Origin of the sequence: Halomonas sp. AOP43-A1-21 (assembly GCF_052376775.1) — a bacterium.
GTDB classification, from domain to species: Bacteria; Pseudomonadota; Gammaproteobacteria; order Pseudomonadales; family Halomonadaceae; genus Vreelandella; species Vreelandella colorata.
In genome coordinates this window covers 1-21307 of sequence record NZ_JBQSWC010000008.1, presented here as the reverse complement: position 1 = coordinate 21307, position 21307 = coordinate 1, and the positions used below count along the sequence as shown (strand labels likewise).

Sequence of the window (21307 nt, the reverse complement as noted above, 5' to 3'; positions counted from 1 at the left end):
CGTGTCCGTTACTCTGTTAATTGAGCAATTACTCAACGGCGTACAGCTTGGCACCATGCTGTTTTTGATGGCCAGTGGCCTCACGCTAATATTCGGGGTGATGGGCCTTATCAATCTCGCCCACGGCTCGTTTTATATGGTGGGTGCCTACGCGACAGCGGCGGTGACCGCCTCGACAGGCTCTTTTCTGATTGGGCTCGGCGCGGGCATTACCGCCGCGGCCCTGGTAGGTGCATTGGTTGAACTCCTAGTGATACGCCGTTTGTATCACCGCCCTCACCTAGACCAGGTGTTGGCAACCTTTGCGCTTATATTGATCTTCTCGGAAGGCACACGCTGGATGTTTGGCTCATCGCCATTGTGGCTAAGCCCACCTTCCTGGTTAACCGGATTTGTTACGCTGCCGGGCGGTACCAACTACCCCCTTTACCGGCTGATGCTGATTGGCGTGGGGGTGAGTATTTCGATTGCTCTTTACCTGCTGATTTCCCGAACGCGATTAGGCATGCGTATTCGGGCTGGGGAAAGTGACCGTGAAATGATTGGCGCGTTAGGGGTGAATATCGCGCGGCTGTATACCGTGGTATTTGCCTTGGGGGCAGCACTTGCGGGCTTGGCGGGTGCACTGGTCGGTGCGCTGCAGTCCGTGCAGGTGGGCATGGGCGAGCCGGTGTTGATTCTAGCCTTTGTGGTCATCGTAATTGGGGGGATCGGCTCTATCAAAGGGGCTCTCTTTGGTGCCTTGCTGGTAGGGGTTGTGGATACGCTTGGCCGGGTTTATTTACCGATTTTCTTCCGCGCCTTTATGCCGCCATCCGAGGCAGCCGGCACCGGAGCGGCGCTAGCTGCGATGCTGATTTATATCCTCATGGCCCTTATTCTCGCGTTCAAGCCGAAGGGATTGTTCTCTGCCCATGACTAATTACACACCTGTGTCCAAGAACACGCCGATGCCGAACCAAGGGGATGCTGACATGGCACCCGCTCCCCAGGTAGATAGCCACTTTGGGCGTAAGGGCATTGTGCAGATGATTCTGCTCGGCCTACTCCTACTGTTACCCATCGCCGCTTACTTTCTGGGCCATCTTTATTACGTTAATTTGGCGTCCAGAATCACGATTATTGCCATGGCGGCCGTGGGCCTTAACTTAGCCATTGGCTACGGCGGTATGGTGAGTTTTGGCCACGCCGCGTATTTCGGCCTGGGTGGCTATATTGCGGGGATCAGTGCTTATCACGCCTTTGATATGACACCGTTCATGTCCTGGCCGTTTAACGTGCCGGGCAGCGATAGCCTACTGGTAGTGTGGCTAGCAGCTATTGTGCTGTGCGGGCTTCTGGCGCTGGCCATCGGGGCTATCTCGCTGCGCACCACCGGGGTGTACTTCATCATGATTACCCTGGCCTTTGCGCAGATGATTTATTACTTTGCCAACTCCTGGCCAACCTATGGTGGCGAAGATGGCCTGCCTATTTACCTGCGCAATAGCCTTCCCCTAGTCGATACCACTAACGCATTAACCTACTTTCTTATCTGCTTTACCGGCCTTGTGCTAGCGATGGCGATTACCTCACGCCTGATGAAATCACGCTTTGGGGCGGCACTGACCATGGCGCGGTTAAACGATGTACGCTTGGCGACAGCAGGCATTAGCCCCTACCCCATTCGTTTGGTAGCGTTTGTGATTTCCGCCGCGATTACCGGACTTGCTGGCGCACTGTATGCAGATTTGAACGGGTTTGTCAGCCCAACGATGCTCAGTTGGCACTTCTCCGGCGAGCTGATGGTTATCGTTATTTTAGGCGGTGTTGGGCGCCTTTATGGCCCGCTTGCTGGCGCTATCTTGTTTGTCATGATGGAAATGCTGCTAGGCGGGATCACCGAATATTGGCAGCTCTTCCTTGGGCTAGTGCTATTAGGCGTTGTGCTGTTTGCCAAGCACGGTGTAATGGGCTGGCTTGCCGGGAGGGAGCACAATGAGTGATGTAATCCTTTCGCTGCAACATTTGCACAAGCGCTTTGGTGCCTTACAGGCGACTCACGATGTATCGCTGGAACTGCATCAAGGCGAGATTCATGCGCTTATCGGGCCTAACGGGGCTGGCAAATCCACTTTGATTGGACAAATAGCCGGCAATTTACGCCCTGATGAGGGCAGCGTCTTCCTAACGGGTACCGAGATTACCCAGATGAGCATTGCTCAGCGCGCAAGGCTTGGCTTGGGGCGCAGCTTTCAGGTTTCATCCCTGGCAGAACCCTTATCGGTTATGCGTAACGTAATGATGGGCGTTCAGGCGCTGCAAAGTCATAGCTTCCGTTTCTGGAAACCCGTTGCCCGCGACAAGGCGCTTTTGGAACCTGCCTATGAGGCGCTTGAGCGTATGCAACTGAGCCACCGCGCCTGGACGCCGGTATCGGAGCTTTCGCATGGCGAACGCCGCCAGGTAGAAGTCGCCTGTGCCCTGGCGCTCAAACCGCGCGCCCTGCTGCTGGATGAACCCATGGCGGGCCTGGGCCCTGAAGGATCAGCCAAGCTTACCGAGCTGCTCGAAGCGCTGAAACACGAAGTGCCTATCCTGCTGATTGAGCATGACATGGAGGCTGTGTTCCGGCTGGCTGATCGTATTTCTGTCTTGGTATCGGGTAGCGTGATCGCCCATGGGGATAGCCATGCAATCAAACAGGACCCTCGCGTTCGGGAAGCTTACCTGGGGAATGATGATGCTTAAAGTTGCCGATATTGAAACCTTCTACGGGCCTTCCCAGGCGCTATTTGGGGTTAATCTGGAAGTCAACGCCGGTGAAATGGTCGCGCTGATGGGCCGCAACGGTATGGGCAAAACCACGACCATTCGCTCGATATTCGGGCTGACCCCGGCAAGTAAAGGCAGCATTGAGTTTGATGCTCAAAATCTACGCCGCTTGCCTGCTTACCGAATCGCCAAAGCGGGGCTGGGCCTGGTTCCTGAAGGCCGACGCTGCTTTGCTAATCTCACCGTTCGCGAAAACCTGATGGTGACCGCACGGCCCGGCGAGTGGACGTTAAATAAAGTCGAAACTCTCTTTCCACGCTTGGAAGAACGCCGCGCACAAATGGCCAAGACGCTTTCGGGTGGCGAACAGCAGATGTTAGCCATTGGCCGCGCATTAATGACCAACCCGCGCCTTCTGGTGCTCGATGAAGCCACCGAAGGCCTGGCACCGGTTATTCGCCAAGAGATCTGGCGAGCGATTCGCCTGCTCAAGGAGCAAGGTCAGGCCACGCTGCTGGTGGATAAGTCATTAAGTGAAATACTCCCCATTGCTGACCGCTGCACCATCCTCGAAAAAGGCTGTACGGTGTGGGATGGCAAGCCAGCTTTACTTGATAGCACGCTTCGAGACCGCTATCTGGGCGTGTAGTTAATAGCTTAGTTAAGAATCTAGTTAAAAACCTAGTTAACAAAACAGCTGAAAATAAACAGGAGGAGCAATGGCGTTTACGACACAGCGAAAGGTTCGTTTTCAGCATTGTGACCCCGCGGGTATCGTTTTTTATCCGCGCTATTTTGAGCTGATTAACTCCGTGGTAGAGGACTGGTTCGAAGAGGTTCTGCACCACGGCTTTAACCAGCTGCACGTGGAAAATGGTACGGGGGTTCCTACTGTTTCTATCGAGACCCAGTTCCACGCGCCGAGCCGACTAGGCGAACGACTTATGTTTGAATTGAGTGTTCAGGCCGTAGGGCGAAGCAGCCTAAACCTTCAGGTTATTGCTTACTGCGGTGAGCAGAAACGCTTAACCAGTTGTTTAACGCTTGTATTCATGGAGTTAAGTAGCGGTAAGTCTATGCCATGGAACGATGCGATACGCCAGCATATTACCGTCGAAAACCAATAAGGATAGCCAACATGAGTGACGCCACTTTTCATCAGCTTCTCCATCCCTCTTCCTGGAAAGCAGCCGCTGGCTACGCCAACGGTGTGCTTGCTTCGGGCCAGACCGTTTTTGTAGGCGGGCAGATTGGCTGGAATGCCGACCAGATATTTGAAAGCGATGACTTTGTCGCTCAAGTGAATCAGGCACTGCAAAATATTGTAGCGGTCTTGAAAGAGGCTAACGCAGGCCCTGAGCATCTCGTGCGATTAACGTGGTATGTGACGGATAAACGGGAGTATCTGGCGCGACTCAAAGACGTCGGTGCTGCCTACCGCGAAGTGTTGGGTAAGCATTTCCCGGCGATGACCATGGTTCAAGTGGCAGGTCTGGTCGAAGACCAGGCCAAGGTGGAAATCGAAGCCACAGCGATGATTCCTGGCGCCTAGAGATAAGGAAGCGCCCCCAAAAGGGGCGCTGCTAGGCCCTGTCTGAAAAGTGCCTGTGCTCGATAATACTGCGTTAAAAATCAGCTCGCGCGCGAGTCCGATCATAATACTCATTTACACGAGTAAACTCCGTTTCTTCGCCGATTTTTGCCTTGTCTTATCATCGCTCGTCGACTTTTCAGACAGAACCTAAATCTTGTGGAATGCCTTGATCCACTCAATAAAACACCCTCCTTCAAGATAGTGCTCAAGAATTGAAAAGTGGTCAGCTTCATTGAATAAATGTTGCTCTACCTGCTGGCCGTCGCGCAGTAATTGCTCGCCATAAGCCGTCATTTGCCGTTCAAACTCGGCAGGCTCTTGGCCACCCACGGCTAACTGCATTGGCGCCGATACCCGGCACGGCAGCCATAACGGGCTGAATTCCTGAACATCTCGCCCGCTTAACTGCAGCTTCGGCTGCAGCCACGACCATGGAAATGGCCGCAGATCATATAAACCACTGATACACAGCGCGCCACGAATCAACTGGTTGGGCAAGCCAAAGCCGCCTTCCCAGTCGGTCGCAACGAGCATGGCCGACAAATGCCCGCCTGCTGAATGCCCTGAAATGCTCAGTTGAGAAGGATCGACACCTAACGCTTTTGCATGCCGATAGATATAGGCAACGGCTGCCTGGCTTTGCCGAACCAACTCGCTAAAACGCACCACGGGACACAGGGCGTAATTGACCACGGCTACCGTAATGCCCGCCTTGACGAGACCATCGACTATAAAGCTGAACTCACGATGGCTTAATGAGCGCCAATAGCCGCCATGATAGAAAACATGCACAGGAGCATCCGCGCTTTGTGCATGGAAGATATCCATGCGCTCGGCAGTGGAAGGACCATAGGCAAGATCCAGCGTCACCCGGTGTTTTGCGCGTGACGCTTCACTACGCTGTTGCCAATCTTGGACTAAAACCTGAGGGTCACGACCGAGCATTGGATCGTAGGCCCGGTCGATCTCTTCTTGTGTGGCGAAGTGTCGATAAAGCACGTCGTGCTCCTATTTATTGTTTTTGAGTAATAGCCGACAGCTTAAAACATTAGCGTTTGATGGCTAACCACAACATACGCAGCGGCACGAGTGCGAGTATCACGAAACCAAGCAGCGTCCAGGCAGGCAGTGAGAAGCCCAGGAACATGAAGTCGATCTCAGCACACTCACCTGAGCTATTCAGCACCATGGAAATGACGTCCCTCATGGGCAGCACATCCATCATGTAATCAAGACCAGGCCCACAGGAAGGTACCTGATCGGCAGGCAGGCTTTGCAGCCAGACGTGGCGTCCGGCAATAAAGGCGCCCGTTCCTACTGCCGCTAGCCCCAGCGCGCCATAAATGCCTGCGCCTACCTTGCCGCCAGGGTTATGAATAGCTGCTACCGCAAAGATTAACCCTGCGACGATCACCGCTACGCGCTGAAACACACATAGTGGGCAGGGTTCAAACCCGCCAATATGCTCAAGGCCGAGCGCTACCGCCATCATCAATACACAAAATGCCAGGCCCGCGAGGGCGACTGGACGAAGTGCTGCCTGGTTCATTGGCTATCCTCAGGTGGTAACGCCGACAGAGCACGGGATTCACGCGCTTTGGTAAAGTAGGTTTCTAAAAATTCGGCAAAACTTACCTGATCTGCGGCCTCGATATCGTGCTGTTGCTGATGCGAGGTTTCGATCAACTGCGCAAGCAAGGCTTCGCGTGAGCGCAGCATAGGCGTGTTCTTAAGCTTTTCGCCCTGCTCTTTAGCCAAGGCAAGCAGGGTATCGCTTAACGAGCCGTTGCCCTCTTTGATACGCATCAGCATCTGAGCAGACGGCGTAAGCGATGGGTCTTTCAAACGTGGGGCCAACTCGTTCAGCGCCGCTGCATAAGGCGCGTCATCTTCGACCGCATCCAGCAGGCGGGCTACTTCGTGCATTTCGGCAATGATTTGCTCGCCCCACTCACGTACCGAAGTGGTCTGGCCCTGACGAATCAACGTCAATTCAGGATCGCGTCCGCGCTCCACCACCCAGCGCCGGTTATCGTCCAGGCGGTCGCACTCTTCATCGGAAATCCATGGGCTATCGCTGAGTAGACACCACATAAGGAAGGTATCGACGAAACGCATTTGGGCTTCAGTGACGCCTAAAGGATCAAACGGGTTCAAATCCAGGCAGCGCACTTCAATATATTCAACACCCCGCGCTTCAAGCGCCTGGCTGGGCGTTTCATTGTGCTTGGCAACCCGTTTGGGGCGTATATCGCTGTAGTACTCGTTCTCGATTTGCAGGATATTGGCGTTTAGCTGCTGCCAGTCACCGCCCTCGTTAACGCCCAGTTTTTGATAATCCGGCCAAGGCGATGAGATCGCATGGCGCAGCGTATTCACATAGTTGGATAGCGAATTGAAGCAAATTTTAAGCTGCGACTGGACTTTATTCTGGTAGCCCAGATCAGACATGCGCAGCGTGGTGGCGTAAGGCGCGTAGAAGGTATCGTCGTTCAGCGCCTGCAGCTTCTCGGGTACGTTACCTTCGGGTAGAAAGCTTTTATCTATCGCGGGCGAGGCGCCAAACAGATACAGCAGCAGCCAGCTATGGCGGCGGAAATTACGGATCAGGCCAAAATAACGCGTGGAACGGTAGTCGTTAAACGGAATATTGCTCGCGCCTTCCATCTCGCGCAGGGAGTGCCACATATCTTCGGGTAGCGAGACGTTGTAATGCACGCCGGCAATGGCCTGCATGATACGCCCGTAACGCACATCCAGACCTTTGCGGTACACATGCTTCATGGTACCCACGTTGGACGTGCCGTAGTCGGCAATCGGAATACTGTCGTTACCCGAAAGGCGCGAGGGCATACTACCTGGCCAGATCCACTCTTGATCGAGATGCTGGTAGGTAAACGTATGCAGGTCGGACAAAAACGCTAGCGCTTCGCGCGGCTGCGAATACACCGGCGTGATGTATTCAATCAATGACTCGGAATAATCGGTCGTGATATGTGGGTGCGTTAATTTAGAGCCCAGGGCACTGGGATGCGGTGTTTGAGCGATGTGCCCTTGGGCGTCAACGCGCAGCCCTTCTTTTTCCACACCGCGGCGTAGGCGGCCTAATCTTCCCAGGCGGGCGCTGGGCAGCAAACGCTCAACCTGGGCGGTTAACGCGGTTGGCACAGTGAGTGGTTCAGGCAAGGTGAACACTCCTTGTCAGTAACGCCCGCGCTGCGGGCCTTGGTGAAATCAGGTGGCATCGCCAGCATTTCCATAAACAGTTTTATAAACCATTTCATAAACAATAAGAGGCAGGATATGGCGGCAACCATTAAATATTCAAGACATGCGGCTATTTACCTTTGCGCGCCTTTAACAGCGCAGCGCCTAAAGCGCCCATCGGAGCAGGCGCTTCATTGGATTTATTCCCTTGGCGTTGGCTGCGCGCGGGCTTGCGCGTATCACTGCGGGAGGCCTTGCCTGGCGCACTTTGCTCTTGCTCAGGCTCATCATCCAGGCGCATGGAAAGGCCGATACGCTTACGGGGAATATCCACGCTCATTACCTTGACCGATACAATATCGCCCGCTTTGACCACGCTGCGCGGGTCATCGATAAAGCGGTCAGACAGCGCGGAAATGTGCACCAAGCCGTCCTGGTGAACACCGATATCCACAAAAGCACCAAAAGGCGTCACATTGGTTACCGTGCCTTCCAATACCATACCCAGCTTGAGATCCTTTAAGGTTTCCACCCCTTCCCGAAACTCAGCGGCCTTAAACTCAGGGCGTGGGTCACGTCCCGGCTTATCCAGTTCGCTCAAAATATCGCTGACGGTCGGAATACCGAAGCGTTCATCAGCGAAATCAGCGGGCTTCAAGGCTTTCAGCGCCACGCTATCGCCAATCAAGCCTTTTACTTCGCGGCCGTTTTGCTTGGCAATACGCTCAACCAGGGTGTACGCCTCGGGGTGCACAGCGCTGGCATCCAGCGGGTTTTCGGCGTTATGGATACGCAGGAAGCCGGCGCACTGCTCAAAGGTTTTGGGCCCTAAGCGGCTCACTTCGAGTAACGCTTTACGACTTTTGAACGCGCCCTGAATATTACGCTGCGCCACGATGTTTTCCGCAATGGCGGCGCTTAATCCCGCCACACGCGAAAGCAAGGCGCTGGAGGCAGTATTAAGATCGACGCCGACGGCGTTAACACAGTCTTCAATCACGGCTTCAAGGCTGCGCGATAGCTGTACCTGGGAAACGTCATGCTGATACTGGCCGACACCAATCGACTTGGGCTCAATTTTAACCAGCTCAGCCAGCGGGTCCTGCAAACGGCGTGCAATGGATACCGCGCCGCGTATCGTCACATCGAGATCAGGCAGTTCGCGGGAGGCGTATTCCGACGCGGAATATACCGAAGCGCCGGCTTCAGACACCATTACTTTGCTTAACCGATGCGCTGGCGCCAGCGCTTTAAGCAGCTCAATGGCCAGCTTGTCGGTTTCACGGCTGGCGGTGCCGTTACCCACCGCAATAAGCTCTACACCATGCTGCTTAACCAGCTTCGAGAGGACGTTGAGTGATTCATCCCAACGGTTTTGCGGCGCATGGGGATAGATCGTCGCCTGGTCAATAAACTGCCCGGTGGCATCGACAACGGCGACCTTGCATCCCGTTCGCAGACCAGGATCCAGCGCCAGAGTGACTTTCTGCCCTGCCGGAGCGGCCAGTAGCAGGTCTTTTAGATTCGCCGCAAACACATCAATGGCGGTTTGCTCGGCCTGTTCGCGCAGGCGACCCAGCAGCTCGGTTTCAAGTGCCGTATAGAGTTTCACTCGCCAGGTCCAGCGCACCACTTCACCCAGCCACTTATCGGCAGCCCGGCCCTCGTCACTAATGCCGACCTGCTTGGCAATCGCGACCTGGGCGGGATGAATGGGCGCTTCGTCTTCACCCGGCAGGCGAATGGCCAGGCTCAATACGCCCTCGTTACGGCCCCGGAACATGGCAAGCGCGCGGTGCGAGGGCACCTTGGCAAGCTTCTCATCGTGTTCGAAGTAATCCGCAAACTTAGCACCTTCCTGCTGTTTGCCTTCCAACACGCGGGCACTCAGTTCGCCTTCCTGCCAGAGCCGCTCGCGCAGCCGCCCGATTAGCTCGGGGTCTTCAGCAAAGCGCTCCATGAGAATTTGCTTGGCGCCATCCAGTGCCGCTTTGGCATCTTCAACCGCCAGGATATCGCCCTCTGCCGGGCGCAGGTAGCCCTCGGCCTCAGCTTCCGGGTCAAGCGCTGGGTTGGCCAGCAGCGCATCTGCGAGAGGCTCAAGGCCCGCCTCACGCGCAATTTGCGCTTTGGTACGGCGTTTTTTCTTAAAGGGAAGATACAGATCTTCAAGACGCTGCTTGGTTTCTGCCGCCTGGATTGCCGCTTTTAACGGCGCATCCAGCTTGCCCTGCTCGTCAATCGCCAGCAGTACCGCTTCACGGCGCTCTTCAAGCTCGCGCAAATAGCGCAGCCGTTCGTCTAACTGACGCAGCTGGACATCGTCCAGTGCCCCGGTGACCTCTTTACGGTAACGGGCGATAAAAGGCACCGTAGCGCCACCATCCAATAACTCGACCGTAGCCGCCACTTGCTGTGTACGCACGCCTAGCTCATCGGCTAGACGGGAAATAATTCGCTGATTGACATCCATAAATTGCAACTAACTCATGCAGCATTTTTAAGTGCTCACAAGGTATCACAATCAGTCTATAACCGCTTTACCTGGGCACGACGTAAAAGCCAGAACGGGGCGTTCAAACACCCAGATAGCAGAAAGCCGCCCGGGGGCGGCCTTCTGGCATGGCTTGCTCTGCTTAGCCATTCATAATCAGGTCAGCTGCGGGCCGGCCTTGATGATGGCCTCACTAACGCCTTCAAATTTCTTGAAGTTATCCACGAATTTGGTCGCAAGCTCTTTCAGGTGACGATCGTAGGCGTCACGGTCTTCCCAGGTGTCGCGCGGGTCGAGCAGGCTGGAGTCAACGCCCGGCACGGCAACCGGCACTTCCAGATTCAAGCCTTCAATGTGCTTGGTTTCCACATCACGCAGTATGCCTGACTGAATCGCACTGATAATGGCGCGAGTGGTCGGGATAGAGAAGCGCGAACCGCCTTCCCCGTAAGCGCCGCCCGTCCAGCCGGTGTTCACCAGGTAAACCTGGGCGTCTTTTTTATCGACACGCTTGATCAAAAGATCAGCATACTCACGCGCCGGGCGCGGGAAGAACGGGGCACCAAAGCAGGTAGAGAACGTAGCGGCCAAACCTTCAGAAGAGCCCATTTCGGTAGAGCCCACTTTGGCGGTATAACCAGACAGGAAGTGGTACGCCGCGGCTTCTTTTGAAAGCACCGACACCGGTGGCAGTACGCCTGACATATCGCAGGTCAAAAAGACGATGGCGTTGGGCTCGCCCGCCAGGTTTTCCGGAACGCGCTTTTCTACATGCTCAAGCGGGTAAGCGGCACGCGAGTTCTGGGTCAGGCTGTCGTCGGCGTAGTCAGGCTCATGGCGGTCATTGAGCACCACGTTTTCAAGCACGGTGCCGAACTTGATGGCATTCCAGATAACCGGCTCGTTCTTCTCGGAAAGGTCGATACACTTGGCGTAGCAGCCACCTTCCATGTTGAAGACGATACCGTCGCCCCAGGCGTGCTCGTCATCACCGATCAGGTAACGGGCCTGATCAGCGGAAAGCGTGGTTTTACCGGTACCCGAAAGGCCGAAGAACAGGCAGGTTTCGCCATCCTCACCCACGTTGGCCGAGCAGTGCATCGGCAATACATCAGACGCAGGCAATAGGAAGTTCTGCACTGAGAACATGGCTTTTTTCATTTCGCCTGCGTAACGCATACCGGCGATCAGCACTTTCTTCGCGGCGAAATTAATGATCACGCAGCCGTCAGAGTTGGTGCCGTCACGGCTCGGCTCACACTCAAAATTCGCCGCGTTGAGAATAACCCACTCGTCTTTGCCCGCCGGGTTGTAAGCGCTCGGGCGTACAAACATGGTGCGGCCGAAAAGATTCTGCCAGGCGGTTTCAGTCGTCGCACGAACCGGCAGATAGTGGGTGGAATCACTGCCCACGTGCAGCTCAGAAACGAAATGATCACGACCGCCCAGATAGCCTTCAACCCGCTCCCAAAGAGCATCGAATTTCGCGGCATCGAACGGGCGGTTGACGCTGCCCCAGTCAATACTGTCACGTGTGGACGGCTCATCGACAATAAAACGGTCTTTCGGCGAACGACCGGTACGTACACCGGTATTGACGGCTAGGGCGCCATCAGCCGACAAGCGGCCTTCACCACGGGCCACGGCGCGCTCAATCAATTCGGCGCTGCTAAGATTCACATGGATTCGGGGAGCGGCTTGAGTCGTGGTCATTTCGATTCCTAGGCCTTACGGCCATTCTCTCGTTACCGGGCGTCACTGACGCCACCAAAAAAGTCATCCCAGCGATATAAAATTCGCTGGGCCTACTGAAGTCAGGCGCATTATTGCAAAAAGAAAGCCCCCGGGAAACGGGGGCTTTCATCAAACATTTTGTAGTTAAACTACTACAAAGACACAATATTTTGTGTTGCAGCGCAGTAAGTTTTCAAACGATCGTTTGGCAGATCCGCCGAATGCATTGTATCTACTGGCCCTTTGCGAGCTAACCTTTTTACTCTATGCATTCATAAGCGACTACAAAATCAGTGAATAACCGGTGGCAGCGCGTCGGGATTATCCAATAACGACTCAATATCGGCCGCAGTGTAGTGATATTTCGTGTGGCAGAAGTGGCATTGGGTATCGATCGCGCTCTGTTCACGCATAATATCGCGTAGCTCGTCGGCGCCTAACGTTATCAGTGCGTCAGCCATTCGCTCGCGCGAGCAGGTACACCCAAAGCGCAGCGCCTTGGGCTCAAATACGCGTACGGTTTCCTCATGGTACAGGCGGTAAAGCACCTCGCGCTGCTCCAATCCTAGAAGTTCTTCAGTTTTGATGGTATCGGCGAGCGCCACGCTGCGCTCCCAAGCATCCGTATCCTGATTCTGCGAGTCATCGGGCAGGCGCTGTAGCAGTAAGCCACCAGCACGCTCACCGTCAGCCGCTAGCCATAACCGGGTAGGCAACTGTTCGGATTGACTAAAGTAGGCTTCCAGACAGCCGCTAAGCGTTTCATGATCCAGCGCGACGATTCCTTGATAGCGGTTGCCTTCTCGCGGGTCGAGCGTGATGACGATCTGCCCTTCTCCGACCAGCTCTCGAAAGCTCGTCCGTTCGCAGGGCAAGTGGCTGTCTTCGGCGATTCGGGCAATCGCACGTAGCTCGCCGCCGGGATTGGATTCCGCCATTAACAGCGACAGCACGCCCTGGCCACGTACTTCGATGCTTAAGGTACCGTCCAGTTTGATGGTATCGGTAAGCAGCGCGACGGCGGCCAGCAGTTCGCCGAGCAGCTCATTAACCGCCGGTGGGTAAGCATGGCGCGTGAGTACTTCGTGGTAGGCAGTGGCCAACGTTACGATTTCGCCACGCACATTGGTTTGGTCAAACATGAACCGCTGGATCTGATCAGACATAACAAGGTCCTGCTATAAAAGGGTACTTAAAAAGGCACTTGGCGGGCTAACCTGCCCTGGACGGTGAAGGCAGCCCAAGGCAGGAAACGTCGGCTACTCGCCTGGCTGACGCTGAAAGCGCTGTATATCGCGACGCTGCTTTTTATCAGGCCGCTTGAGGGGGTGCTGCATTGCTTCATTGGTAAGCCTGCGTGCTTCGGCCTCGCGGGCACGGCGCTCGGCACTGTCTGTCGTCTCTGCATAGAGCTTGCGTGCTTCAGGCGCGCCACGGCGCTGGTCAGAAAGCTCGATCACTTCGACTTCATAAATATCCCAGCCTTGAGGTACGCGAATCAGCGCTCCCAGCTCGACATTCTTGCTGGTTTTGACACGTGCACCGTCGTAGTGCACCTTGCCACCTTCAATGGCTTTTTTGGCGAGCGCACGGGTTTTGAAAAACCGCGCGGCCCATAACCACTTATCCAAGCGAACGGTGTCGCTCATTAACGCTCTCCTTGCTGCTCTGGAAGATCTTGTGACAGCAGCTGGGCAAATCGATCCAAGGCGATAAATTCCTGCAGCTCTTTCTCAGGGCGCTGGCTGTCCGGCTGCTTAATACCCAGCAAATGCCGAATACCAAATTCGCGAGCGCTTTCCAGCACGCGGGAGTTATCGTCTATAAACAGGGTGCGGGCAGGGTCAAAGGGTTCGATCTCTTGAAGCGCAAACCAAAACGCCTGCTCCTCCTTGGCTGCCCCTACGTCTTCTGAGGAAATGATGGCGTCCAGGTAGTTTTCCAACCCCGTTAACGGCAATTTAAGCGATAGGCTGGCTCTATCGGCATTGGTTGCCAATATTACGCGCGGGTGAGCCTGCTTTAGCCATTTCAGAAAATCGAGCGCATCACTACGTAAACCGATTAAATGCTGTACCTCACGCTTGAGCGCAACAATATCGACATTAAGCTCTCGGCTCCAGTACGCCAGGCTGTACCAGTTAAGCGTGCCCTGCTCGCCTATAATCCGCTTTTGAAGCGCATTTTGAGACGCTTCATCAAGCTGATGAAGCTCTCTATAGCGACGCGGCAAATGCTCAAGCCAGAAGTGGCTGTCAAAGTGCAGGTCTAGCAGCGTGCCATCCATATCCAGCAGGACGGTATCAATTTCGCGCCAATCAATCATTGCCGCTCCAGTCTAAAAGAGTAAGCGTGCTATTGTAGCCTAACCCCTTTTTAGCAGCCATGGAGGCCTGTATGTCGGCATCTGATTCTCCCTCCGGCTACCTGCGCAAACCGCAGATACTCGCCCGTGAGAGCGTAGCCAAAAGCCGTTTATTTCATATCGAGTCGTTGGATTTACGTTTTTCAAACGGCGAGGAGCGCCAGTTTGAGCGCTTGACCGGTGCTGACCGTGGCGCCGTCATGATTGTGGCCATGCCCGACCCCGACCATGTACTGTTGATTCGCGAGTATGCGGCAGGCTTTGAAGATTACGTATTAACGCTTCCCAAAGGCCTGGTAGACCCGGGTGAAGATATTGTGACCGCGGCGAACCGGGAGCTAATGGAAGAGTGCGGCTTTGGTGCCCATCGTATCGAGCCGTTAGTGGAGCTTTCACTGGCCCCTAACTATATGCGCCACCGTATGCAGGTCTTGATTGCCACTGACCTGTACCCCAAACGGCTGCCGGGCGACGAACCAGAGCCGCTGATTGTCGAAACCCACCCCATCGAAGATCTGCCTGCCCTTCTGCTACGCGACGATTTTCATGAAGCCCGCGCCATAGCGGCGCTGTATATCGCCCGCGATAAATTACGTGACGAGAAGCGCCAAGACGCTGCTGATTTGTTGTGAAGTAATGTCGGCCCCGCCTTTCAGCGCGGGCCTCAATTTTCGAATCCAGCAGAAAACGTAGCGCGGGGTAACGTTTTGCGAGGGACGAGTAAATAAGGGCACCTGCGGGTGGCGGCGATTCGCCGCCTTGGGCTCGCCATCAATGCTATGCCTTCGTGCCCCCATCACCCAACCCCGGCAGCGCTTCGCGCTGCTTCCGCGGGTGCGCTGGCGCTTACCACGCGCTACGGGTTCTCGCTATTTTTCGGATTCGCAAAAATTGTAGCGCGGGGTAACGTTTTGCGAGGAACGAGTAAATAAGGCACCCGCGGGTGGCGGCGATTCGCCGCCTTGGCATTGCCATCGAAATCAGACTGTTGTGCTTTCATCACCCACCCCCGGCCGCGCTTCGCGCTGCTTCCGCGGGTGCGCTTCGCTTACCACGCGCTACGAATTTGCGCTATCTTCGGATTCGCAAGAATCGTAGCGCGTGGTAACGTTTTGCGAGGGACGAGCAAATAAGGCACCCGCGGATGGCGGCGATTCGCCGCCTTGGCTATTCCACCGCGCTTATGCTTTTGCATCTCATCACCTGGCAGCGCTTCGCGCTGCTTCCGCGGGTGCGCTTCGCTTACCACGCGCTACGAATTTGCGCTATTTTCGGACCCAGCAACAACCGTAGCGCGGGGTAACGTTTTGCGAGGGACGAGCAAATAAGGCACCCGCGGGTGGCGGCGATTCGCCGCCTTGGCATTGCCATCGAAATCAGACTGTTGTGCTTTCATCACTCAACCCGGCAGCGCTTCGCTTACCACGCGCTACGAATTTACGCTATTTTCGGACCCAGCAACAACCGTAGCGCGGGGTAACGTTTTGCGAGGGACGAGCAAATAAGGCACCCGCGGATGGCGGCGGTTCGCCGCCTTGGCATTGCCACCGAAATCAGACTGTTGTGCTTTCATCACCCAACCCCGGCCGCGCTTCGCGCTGCTTCCGCGGGTGCGCTTCGCTTACCACGCGCTACGGGTTCTCGCTATTTTTCGAATTCGCAAGAATCGTAGCGCGGGGTAACGTTTTGCGAGGGACGAGCAAATAAAGCACCCGCGGGTGGCGGCGGTTCGCCTGCCTTGGCTATTCCACCGCACTTATGCTTCTGCACCTCATCACCTGGCAGCGCTTCGCGCTGCTCCCGCGGGTGCGCTTCGCTTACCACGCGCTACGAATTTGCGCTATTTTCGGATCCGTCGATAGCGATACGTTTTGTAAGGGACGAGCGAATACCGGCACCCGTGTGAAGCGGGCGCCGGTATTCGGTGTGGGGTTAAAAGTGGGGTTTGAGTGCTATCCAGCGGCGTTGGCGGTAGCTATCCTGGCCGGCTTCCAAAAGCGTCATCGAGCGTAGCGCGGCTTCGATATCGACCGGCAATGCAGCGCGGCCTTGAATGGCCTCGACGATTCCCTGGTAATAGGCTAGGTAGTTACCCGGCTGAGTAGGATGCTCATGGCCTGTTAGCGATGCGCTTTCATCCTGACCTTCGCGCAGCGTTAACGCACCTGGGGTATCTTCTCCCCAATTAACGGTGGGTACTTCTCCTGCTTTCAGGCGATCTTCTTGAGGGTCCAGGCCGTATTTTACATAGCTGCCTTGCGTGCCATGAATTCTGAAACGCGGTGTCGCTTCGGCCACTAATGCACTGGCACTTAACTGAACACGCCGGTCATCGTAGGCGAGCAGCGCGAGAAAATCGTCATCGGCTTGAGCACCATCGCGGCGTGTGCCCAGCTCCAGCAAAATGGCGCTGGGCATTCCGAACAGTTCACATGCCTGATCCAGCAGATGTGGCCCCAGGTCATACCACAGTCCGCCACCTGCCGCGGCTTTCTCGCGCCAGCGGTCGCGGACTTCAGGTTTGAATCTGTCAAAGCGCGACTCGAAACCGGTGACACGCCCTAGCGTGCCAGCTTCAAGCAGTGCCTTGACGGTTAAAAAATCGCTGTCCCAACGACGATTATGAAACACCGAGATCAAACGCTCTTTCACCACGGCGAGCGATTTCAGCTGCTTGGCTTCTGACAGCGTCACGGTAAACGGCTTATCCACCACAACGTGTTTACCCGCAGTGAGTGCCATTTTGGCAAGCGAGTAGTGAGTATCGTTGGGCGTAGGAATCACGATAAGGTCAATATCATAACGTTGGCATAATGCCCGCGCTTCGCTCTCGACCTCGACATCAGGCAGGTCAGCCCGCACCTTAGCGGCGTCACTTGAAGATATGGCCACTAAATCCAGGCCTTCCGTGGCCTGAATGAGCGGTACGTGAAACGTTTTACTCGCGAACCCATAACCTACCAGGCCCACATTGATTGTTGCTTTCATAATGCTCCTTGCGAAAGTTTAATCGAGTTTGGAAAGGTCGCGCACCGCCCCTTTGTCAGCGGAGGTAGCCAATAGTGCATAGGCCTTGAGCGCAGGCGTTACCTTACGCGGACGCTGCTCGACTGGCTTCCAGGCATCTTTGCCTTTGGCGTCCATCGCTTCGCGGCGGGCGGCAAGCTCAGCGTCGGTAAGCTTGACGTTAATCGTGCGGTTGGGAATGTCGATAACAATGGTATCGCCCTGCTCTACCAAGCCTATCGCACCACCCGCGGCGGCTTCAGGCGACACATGACCAATTGATAAACCGGATGTTCCGCCAGAGAAGCGACCATCAGTCAACAGTGCGCAGGCTTTGCCCAGCCCCTTGGACTTAAGATAAGAGGTCGGATACAGCATTTCCTGCATGCCGGGGCCACCTTTAGGGCCTTCGTAGCGAATCACTACGACATCGCCTTCTTTTACCTTGCCATCCAGCACGTTGGCGACTGCCTGATCCTGGGACTCCACTACGTGGGCAGTGCCTTCAAACAGCAGAATCGAGTCATCGACGCCGGCGGTTTTGACCACACAGCCATCCAGCGCGATATTGCCATAAAGCACCGCCAGACCGCCCTGGGTCGAGAACGCATGCTCCAGGTTACGGATACAGCCGGTCGCCCGATCGCCGTCCAGGCTTGGCCAGCGTGTGCTTTGCGAGAACGCGGTCTGGGTGGGTACACCACCAGGACCCGCTTTGAAGAACTCAACCACTTCCGGGCTGGGCGAGCGCATGATGTCCCACTCGTCCAGCGCGGCCTTGAGACTGTCGCCGTAAACCGTGGGTACCGAGGTATCCAGCACACCTGCGCGATCAAGCTCGCCCAGAATCGCCATGATGCCACCCGCCCGGTGCACGTCTTCAATGTGGTACTTCTGAGTGTTAGGTGCCACTTTACACAGCTGCGGCACTTCGCGGGATAGCTGATCGATATCCGACATGGTGAAGTCGACTTCCGCTTCTTGCGCGGCGGCCAACAGGTGCAAAATGGTATTGGTGGAACCGCCCATGGCGATATCCAGCGTCATGGCGTTTCTAAACGCGGCTTTGGAGCCAATTGCGCGGGGCAGCAAGTGTGCCTCATTGCCTTCATAGTAACGCTTGGCTAGCTCGACAATCTTATGGCCGGCGTTTTCAAACAGCCGACGACGGTCAGAGTGCGTCGCCAGCACAGTGCCGTTACCCGGCAATGCCAGGCCGAGCGCTTCAGTCAGGCAGTTCATTGAGTTGGCGGTAAACATGCCCGAGCAGCTACCGCAGGTGGGGCAAGCGCTACGCTCGACTTCGGCCAGCGTTTCATCATCCACGCTGTCGTCAGCTGCCATGACCATGGCGTCTACCAAATCCAGACCGTGATCCAAAAGCTTGGTTTTGCCTGCTTCCATTGGCCCGCCGGACACAAAGACCACCGGAATATTCAGGCGCATAGCGGCCATCAGCATTCCGGGGGTGATTTTGTCGCAGTTGGAGATACAAACCAGCGCATCCGCACAGTGCGCGTTACACATGTACTCGACGCTGTCAGCGATAATGTCGCGGCTAGGCAATGAGTACAGCATGCCGTCATGGCCCATCGCGATGCCGTCGTCGACAGCGATAGTATTGAATTCCTTGGCTACACCACCGGCTTTTTCAATTTCACGGGCGACCAGCTGGCCCATATCTTTCAGGTGAACGTGACCGGGGACAAACTGGGTAAAGGAGTTGGCGACCGCGATAATCGGCTTATGAAAATCCTCGTCTTTCATACCAGTGGCGCGCCATAAAGCGCGAGCGCCAGCCATATTACGGCCAGCGGTGGTCGTACGGGAGCGATACTCAGGCATAGTGTCCTCTACATCTTTTTTTTGGCCCGCTGCCAACTCGGCGGTGGGCAGGTGAATCCAGCGCCCTAGATTGTGGCATGAGCGCTCTCATCAGGCCAGATGTAGAGAAAGCACAATGTCTAGATGCTAGGTTTCGTTAAAATGCCTCCCACTCATCATGTTGAGACTGAACGATCAGTTTCTTCTTCGACTCCGCTTTAGCTGGCGCTATAGGCTTGACCGTTTTCGGTTCGGTTTGATGCGTGTGCCGAAGCTTTTCACGTGCGGTGACAATGCTCTCTTCTTGTACGCCTTTTAAGCGAAACGCATCCACCACGTTGGCAAGCTCATAAGCTTCCAGTGTTAAATTGTCAGCCGACGCGGCGATGGACTGTACCTTGGAGGCATTTTGCTGTGTCACATGATCCATTTCAGCCACGGCTGAGTTAATCTGCCCAATACCGCTACTCTGTTCATTGGACGCCGTGCTGATGGATTCCATCAGCACGCTGACCTGACTTACCTGCTGCATAACATTTTCAATAGCGCGCTCGGCCTGTTCAACCGCACTGCGGCCACCGCTGACTTCTTGCGTGGTGCTGTCGATCATCTTGCGAATTTCCTGGGCAGCGTCGGCACTTCGCCCTGCCAGGTTACGCACTTCACTGGCAACCACGGCGAAACCACGCCCGTGTTCCCCTGCCCGAGCGGCCTCGACAGAAGCGTTCAGCGCCAAGATGTTGGTCTGAAAAGCGATCCCATCAATCACGCTGATCATTTCGTTCATCTTGTCTGCGCTTTGCGCAATGCGCTGCATACGCTCGACCAGCGCTTCCATCTGCTTTCCGGTGTCGCGGGTGCTGGCAGCATTTTGTAGTGCAAGCTCTGTTGCCTGGCGGGCATTTTCGGTATTTTGCTGCACGGTGGAAGTGATTTCTTCCATGCTAGCAGCCGTTTGCTGAAGCGATGACGCCTGCTGCTCAGTGCGCGAGGAGAGCTCTTCATTTTCTGCGGCGATCTGTCTGATCGCCGGTGTTACAACAGATACCCGACCTTCCAGATCGTTGACGATGCTCGCCAGACTAAAGCGCATGGTGTCCAGCGAGTAGAGCAGTTCTCCCAGCTCATCGTTAGTGGTACGGCTTTCGCTTGCAGCAAGATTACCGGCGGCAATTTGGAAGGTTAAGTGCCGGGCGCCCGCTAAACTGCGAAATACACTGCGTAAAATAAACGTGCTTAAACCAATCAGCACTAATAACCCAATCGCCATCAGGGCAAGCTGTGCAATCAGCATCTGCTGGCGGCGTTGCTGAGCTTGTGTCACCAGCGTTTCAGCCTGGGTACGCTCACTGGCTACCAGATGGCCGCTCATGTCGCGCAGCGCTTCGGTGTGTGGCTGAATAGTATCGTTTAAAGCTTCAAAAGCGGCGAAACCGTTGCTTGCTTGGATGGCATTTAACGCCGCATCGACACTGACTAACCACTCATTTAAGGTTGTATCGAACGCCTGTACCTGTTGATTATTGACCTCGTCTGTCAGGTAGTCGCGCCATAGATCATTGAGTTGCGACGTATGCTGTTCGATATCAGCACGAACGACGTCTATATCCACACGCCGGGGATTACGCACGGCGGGTTCAAGCGTTTCAAGCACCTGCCCCAGACGCCGCTCAATGCGCTGTAGATTGGCGATAGATTCCAATCCTGACTGGTTAAGGGTATTCAAACGCTCACCCGACTCGATCAGACCATAAACCCCCAACCCACCCGCCAAGCCCAGTAGCAAGAGAGCAGCAACCACCATGCCGATGAGCCTAGCCTTTAAGCTGGTAAATGCTAAGCGCGACCAAATACCCAGCACCCCCTTACGGCGCAGTACTCCCTGTGCCAGCGTATAGCGTCGTGCCTGCCCTTTTTCGCGCATTTGGGCATAGATAGGCGCAGCCTGGGCTACGACCTCCGGTGAGACTTTGCGGCGAACCGAGGTATATCCTACGATGCGGTCGCCATCCCGAAGTGGCGCGACGGTGGCATTTACCCAGTAGTAATCGCCATTTTTACGCCGGTTTTTGACGACACCCTGCCAGGTTGCCCCAGATTTAATGGTCTTCCAAAAGTCCGCGTAGGCGGCTTCAGGCATATCGGGGTGGCGAAGCAAATTATGCGGAGCACCTATCAGCTCGTCGCGCGTATAACCACTGACTTCAACAAAGGTGGAGTTAGCAAACGTTACCCGCCCTTTCAAATCAGAGCGTGAAATCAATACCGACTCATCGTTCAATACGTATTCGCGTTGAGTCACAGGTTGGTTATTACGCATCAGGGCTCC

18 protein-coding genes are annotated in these 21307 nt (G+C 55.3%); 7 read left to right on the top strand and 11 right to left on the bottom strand.

All coding sequences use genetic code 11. The features are described from left to right. The first annotated feature begins 1 nt into the window (after nt 1). From ACT3R7_RS06280 to ACT3R7_RS06255, 6 genes are all read left to right on the top strand, one after another. Nucleotides 2-922: a branched-chain amino acid ABC transporter permease gene (locus ACT3R7_RS06280; RefSeq protein ID WP_193091896.1), complete on the top strand. Its 921-nt coding sequence runs from the start codon at nt 2-4 to the stop codon at nt 920-922. Then, nucleotides 915-1985 carry a branched-chain amino acid ABC transporter permease gene (locus tag ACT3R7_RS06275; RefSeq protein WP_496198858.1) on the top strand — a complete coding sequence of 357 codons (1071 nt, stop codon included), beginning with the start codon at nt 915-917 and terminating at the stop codon, nt 1983-1985. The genes ACT3R7_RS06280 and ACT3R7_RS06275 overlap by 8 nt, the downstream gene beginning before the upstream one ends. Next, a complete protein-coding gene (locus ACT3R7_RS06270; protein ID WP_496198857.1) occupies nt 1978-2730 on the top strand; it encodes an ABC transporter ATP-binding protein in 753 nt (250 codons plus the stop codon). The genes ACT3R7_RS06275 and ACT3R7_RS06270 overlap by 8 nt, the downstream gene beginning before the upstream one ends. Beyond that, on the top strand, nt 2723-3403 hold the full coding sequence (locus ACT3R7_RS06265; RefSeq protein WP_444491308.1) for an ATP-binding cassette domain-containing protein: 681 nt from the start codon (nt 2723-2725) through the stop codon (nt 3401-3403). Before ACT3R7_RS06270 ends, ACT3R7_RS06265 begins: the two co-directional genes overlap by 8 nt. A 70-nt stretch (nt 3404-3473) precedes the next feature. After that, nucleotides 3474-3881, top strand: a complete 408-nt coding sequence (locus ACT3R7_RS06260) for an acyl-CoA thioesterase (protein WP_441676161.1) — start codon at nt 3474-3476, stop codon at nt 3879-3881. 11 nt (nt 3882-3892) lie between these two features. Next, on the top strand, nt 3893-4306 hold the full coding sequence (locus ACT3R7_RS06255) for a RidA family protein (RefSeq protein ID WP_192539552.1): 414 nt from the start codon (nt 3893-3895) through the stop codon (nt 4304-4306). 189 nt (nt 4307-4495) lie between these two features. Here the strand turns inward: ACT3R7_RS06255 and ACT3R7_RS06250 are convergent, their stop codons facing one another. The 8 genes from ACT3R7_RS06250 to yrfG form a co-directional block, all read right to left on the bottom strand. Further along, nucleotides 4496-5347 carry an alpha/beta hydrolase gene (locus ACT3R7_RS06250; RefSeq protein WP_441676160.1) on the bottom strand — a complete coding sequence of 284 codons (852 nt, stop codon included), beginning with the start codon at nt 5345-5347 and terminating at the stop codon, nt 4496-4498. A gap of 49 nt (nt 5348-5396) precedes the next feature. Continuing rightward, nucleotides 5397-5897 (bottom strand): disulfide bond formation protein B, encoded by a 501-nt coding sequence (locus ACT3R7_RS06245; RefSeq protein ID WP_441676159.1) that lies wholly within the window; start codon nt 5895-5897, stop codon nt 5397-5399. Next, on the bottom strand, nt 5894-7534 hold the full coding sequence (gene gshA / locus ACT3R7_RS06240) for a glutamate--cysteine ligase (protein WP_441676158.1): 1641 nt from the start codon (nt 7532-7534) through the stop codon (nt 5894-5896). Before gshA ends, ACT3R7_RS06245 begins: the two co-directional genes overlap by 4 nt. Before the next feature lie 151 nt (nt 7535-7685). Next, nucleotides 7686-10028, bottom strand: a complete 2343-nt coding sequence (locus ACT3R7_RS06235) for a Tex family protein (RefSeq protein ID WP_496198856.1) — start codon at nt 10026-10028, stop codon at nt 7686-7688. A gap of 177 nt (nt 10029-10205) precedes the next feature. After that, complete coding sequence (locus ACT3R7_RS06230) at nt 10206-11762, bottom strand: phosphoenolpyruvate carboxykinase (protein ID WP_441676156.1); 1557 nt, start codon at nt 11760-11762, stop codon at nt 10206-10208. Between the two features lie 311 nt (nt 11763-12073). Continuing rightward, nucleotides 12074-12949, bottom strand: a complete 876-nt coding sequence (gene hslO, locus ACT3R7_RS06225; protein WP_441676155.1) for an Hsp33 family molecular chaperone HslO — start codon at nt 12947-12949, stop codon at nt 12074-12076. 93 nt (nt 12950-13042) lie between these two features. After that, the gene (hslR, locus tag ACT3R7_RS06220; protein ID WP_192539843.1) at nt 13043-13432 is read right to left on the bottom strand and encodes a ribosome-associated heat shock protein Hsp15; all 390 of its coding nucleotides are present in this window, start codon (nt 13430-13432) and stop codon (nt 13043-13045) included. Further along, nucleotides 13432-14109: a GMP/IMP nucleotidase gene (yrfG, locus tag ACT3R7_RS06215; protein WP_192539842.1), complete on the bottom strand. Its 678-nt coding sequence runs from the start codon at nt 14107-14109 to the stop codon at nt 13432-13434. The genes hslR and yrfG overlap by 1 nt, the downstream gene beginning before the upstream one ends. Before the next feature lie 71 nt (nt 14110-14180). Here yrfG and nudE point away from each other — a divergent pair, with 71 nt between their 5' ends. Beyond that, complete coding sequence (gene nudE / locus ACT3R7_RS06210) at nt 14181-14780, top strand: ADP compounds hydrolase NudE (protein ID WP_018915500.1); 600 nt, start codon at nt 14181-14183, stop codon at nt 14778-14780. A 1300-nt stretch (nt 14781-16080) separates the two neighbouring features. Here nudE and ACT3R7_RS06205 read toward each other — a convergent pair. From ACT3R7_RS06205 to ACT3R7_RS06195, 3 genes are all read right to left on the bottom strand, one after another. After that, nucleotides 16081-17136 carry an oxidoreductase gene (locus ACT3R7_RS06205; protein WP_496198855.1) on the bottom strand — a complete coding sequence of 352 codons (1056 nt, stop codon included), beginning with the start codon at nt 17134-17136 and terminating at the stop codon, nt 16081-16083. An 18-nt stretch (nt 17137-17154) separates the two neighbouring features. Next, entirely contained in the window at nt 17155-18999 is a 1845-nt protein-coding gene (ilvD, locus tag ACT3R7_RS06200; protein ID WP_192539873.1) for a dihydroxy-acid dehydratase, read from the bottom strand. Nucleotides 19000-19135: 136 nt separating this feature from the next. Further along, the gene (locus ACT3R7_RS06195) at nt 19136-21298 is read right to left on the bottom strand and encodes a methyl-accepting chemotaxis protein (protein WP_496198919.1); all 2163 of its coding nucleotides are present in this window, start codon (nt 21296-21298) and stop codon (nt 19136-19138) included. Between the last annotated feature and the right edge of the window lie 9 nt (nt 21299-21307).

Coding starts and splice junctions, on each gene's coding strand:
- ilvD (WP_192539873.1), bottom strand. CDS start 18,999: ATGCCTGAGTATCGCTCCCGTACGACCACCGCTGGCCGTAATATGGCT.
- ACT3R7_RS06235 (WP_496198856.1), bottom strand. CDS start 10,028: ATGGATGTCAATCAGCGAATTATTTCCCGTCTAGCCGATGAGCTAGGC.
- hslO (WP_441676155.1), bottom strand. CDS start 12,949: ATGTCTGATCAGATCCAGCGGTTCATGTTTGACCAAACCAATGTGCGT.
- ACT3R7_RS06260 (WP_441676161.1), top strand. CDS start 3,474: ATGGCGTTTACGACACAGCGAAAGGTTCGTTTTCAGCATTGTGACCCC.
- hslR (WP_192539843.1), bottom strand. CDS start 13,432: ATGAGCGACACCGTTCGCTTGGATAAGTGGTTATGGGCCGCGCGGTTT.
- ACT3R7_RS06195 (WP_496198919.1), bottom strand. CDS start 21,298: ATGCGTAATAACCAACCTGTGACTCAACGCGAATACGTATTGAACGAT.
- ACT3R7_RS06255 (WP_192539552.1), top strand. CDS start 3,893: ATGAGTGACGCCACTTTTCATCAGCTTCTCCATCCCTCTTCCTGGAAA.
- yrfG (WP_192539842.1), bottom strand. CDS start 14,109: ATGATTGATTGGCGCGAAATTGATACCGTCCTGCTGGATATGGATGGC.
- ACT3R7_RS06275 (WP_496198858.1), top strand. CDS start 915: ATGACTAATTACACACCTGTGTCCAAGAACACGCCGATGCCGAACCAA.
- ACT3R7_RS06230 (WP_441676156.1), bottom strand. CDS start 11,762: ATGACCACGACTCAAGCCGCTCCCCGAATCCATGTGAATCTTAGCAGC.
- ACT3R7_RS06270 (WP_496198857.1), top strand. CDS start 1,978: ATGAGTGATGTAATCCTTTCGCTGCAACATTTGCACAAGCGCTTTGGT.
- ACT3R7_RS06245 (WP_441676159.1), bottom strand. CDS start 5,897: ATGAACCAGGCAGCACTTCGTCCAGTCGCCCTCGCGGGCCTGGCATTT.
- ACT3R7_RS06205 (WP_496198855.1), bottom strand. CDS start 17,136: ATGAAAGCAACAATCAATGTGGGCCTGGTAGGTTATGGGTTCGCGAGT.
- nudE (WP_018915500.1), top strand. CDS start 14,181: ATGTCGGCATCTGATTCTCCCTCCGGCTACCTGCGCAAACCGCAGATA.
- ACT3R7_RS06265 (WP_444491308.1), top strand. CDS start 2,723: ATGCTTAAAGTTGCCGATATTGAAACCTTCTACGGGCCTTCCCAGGCG.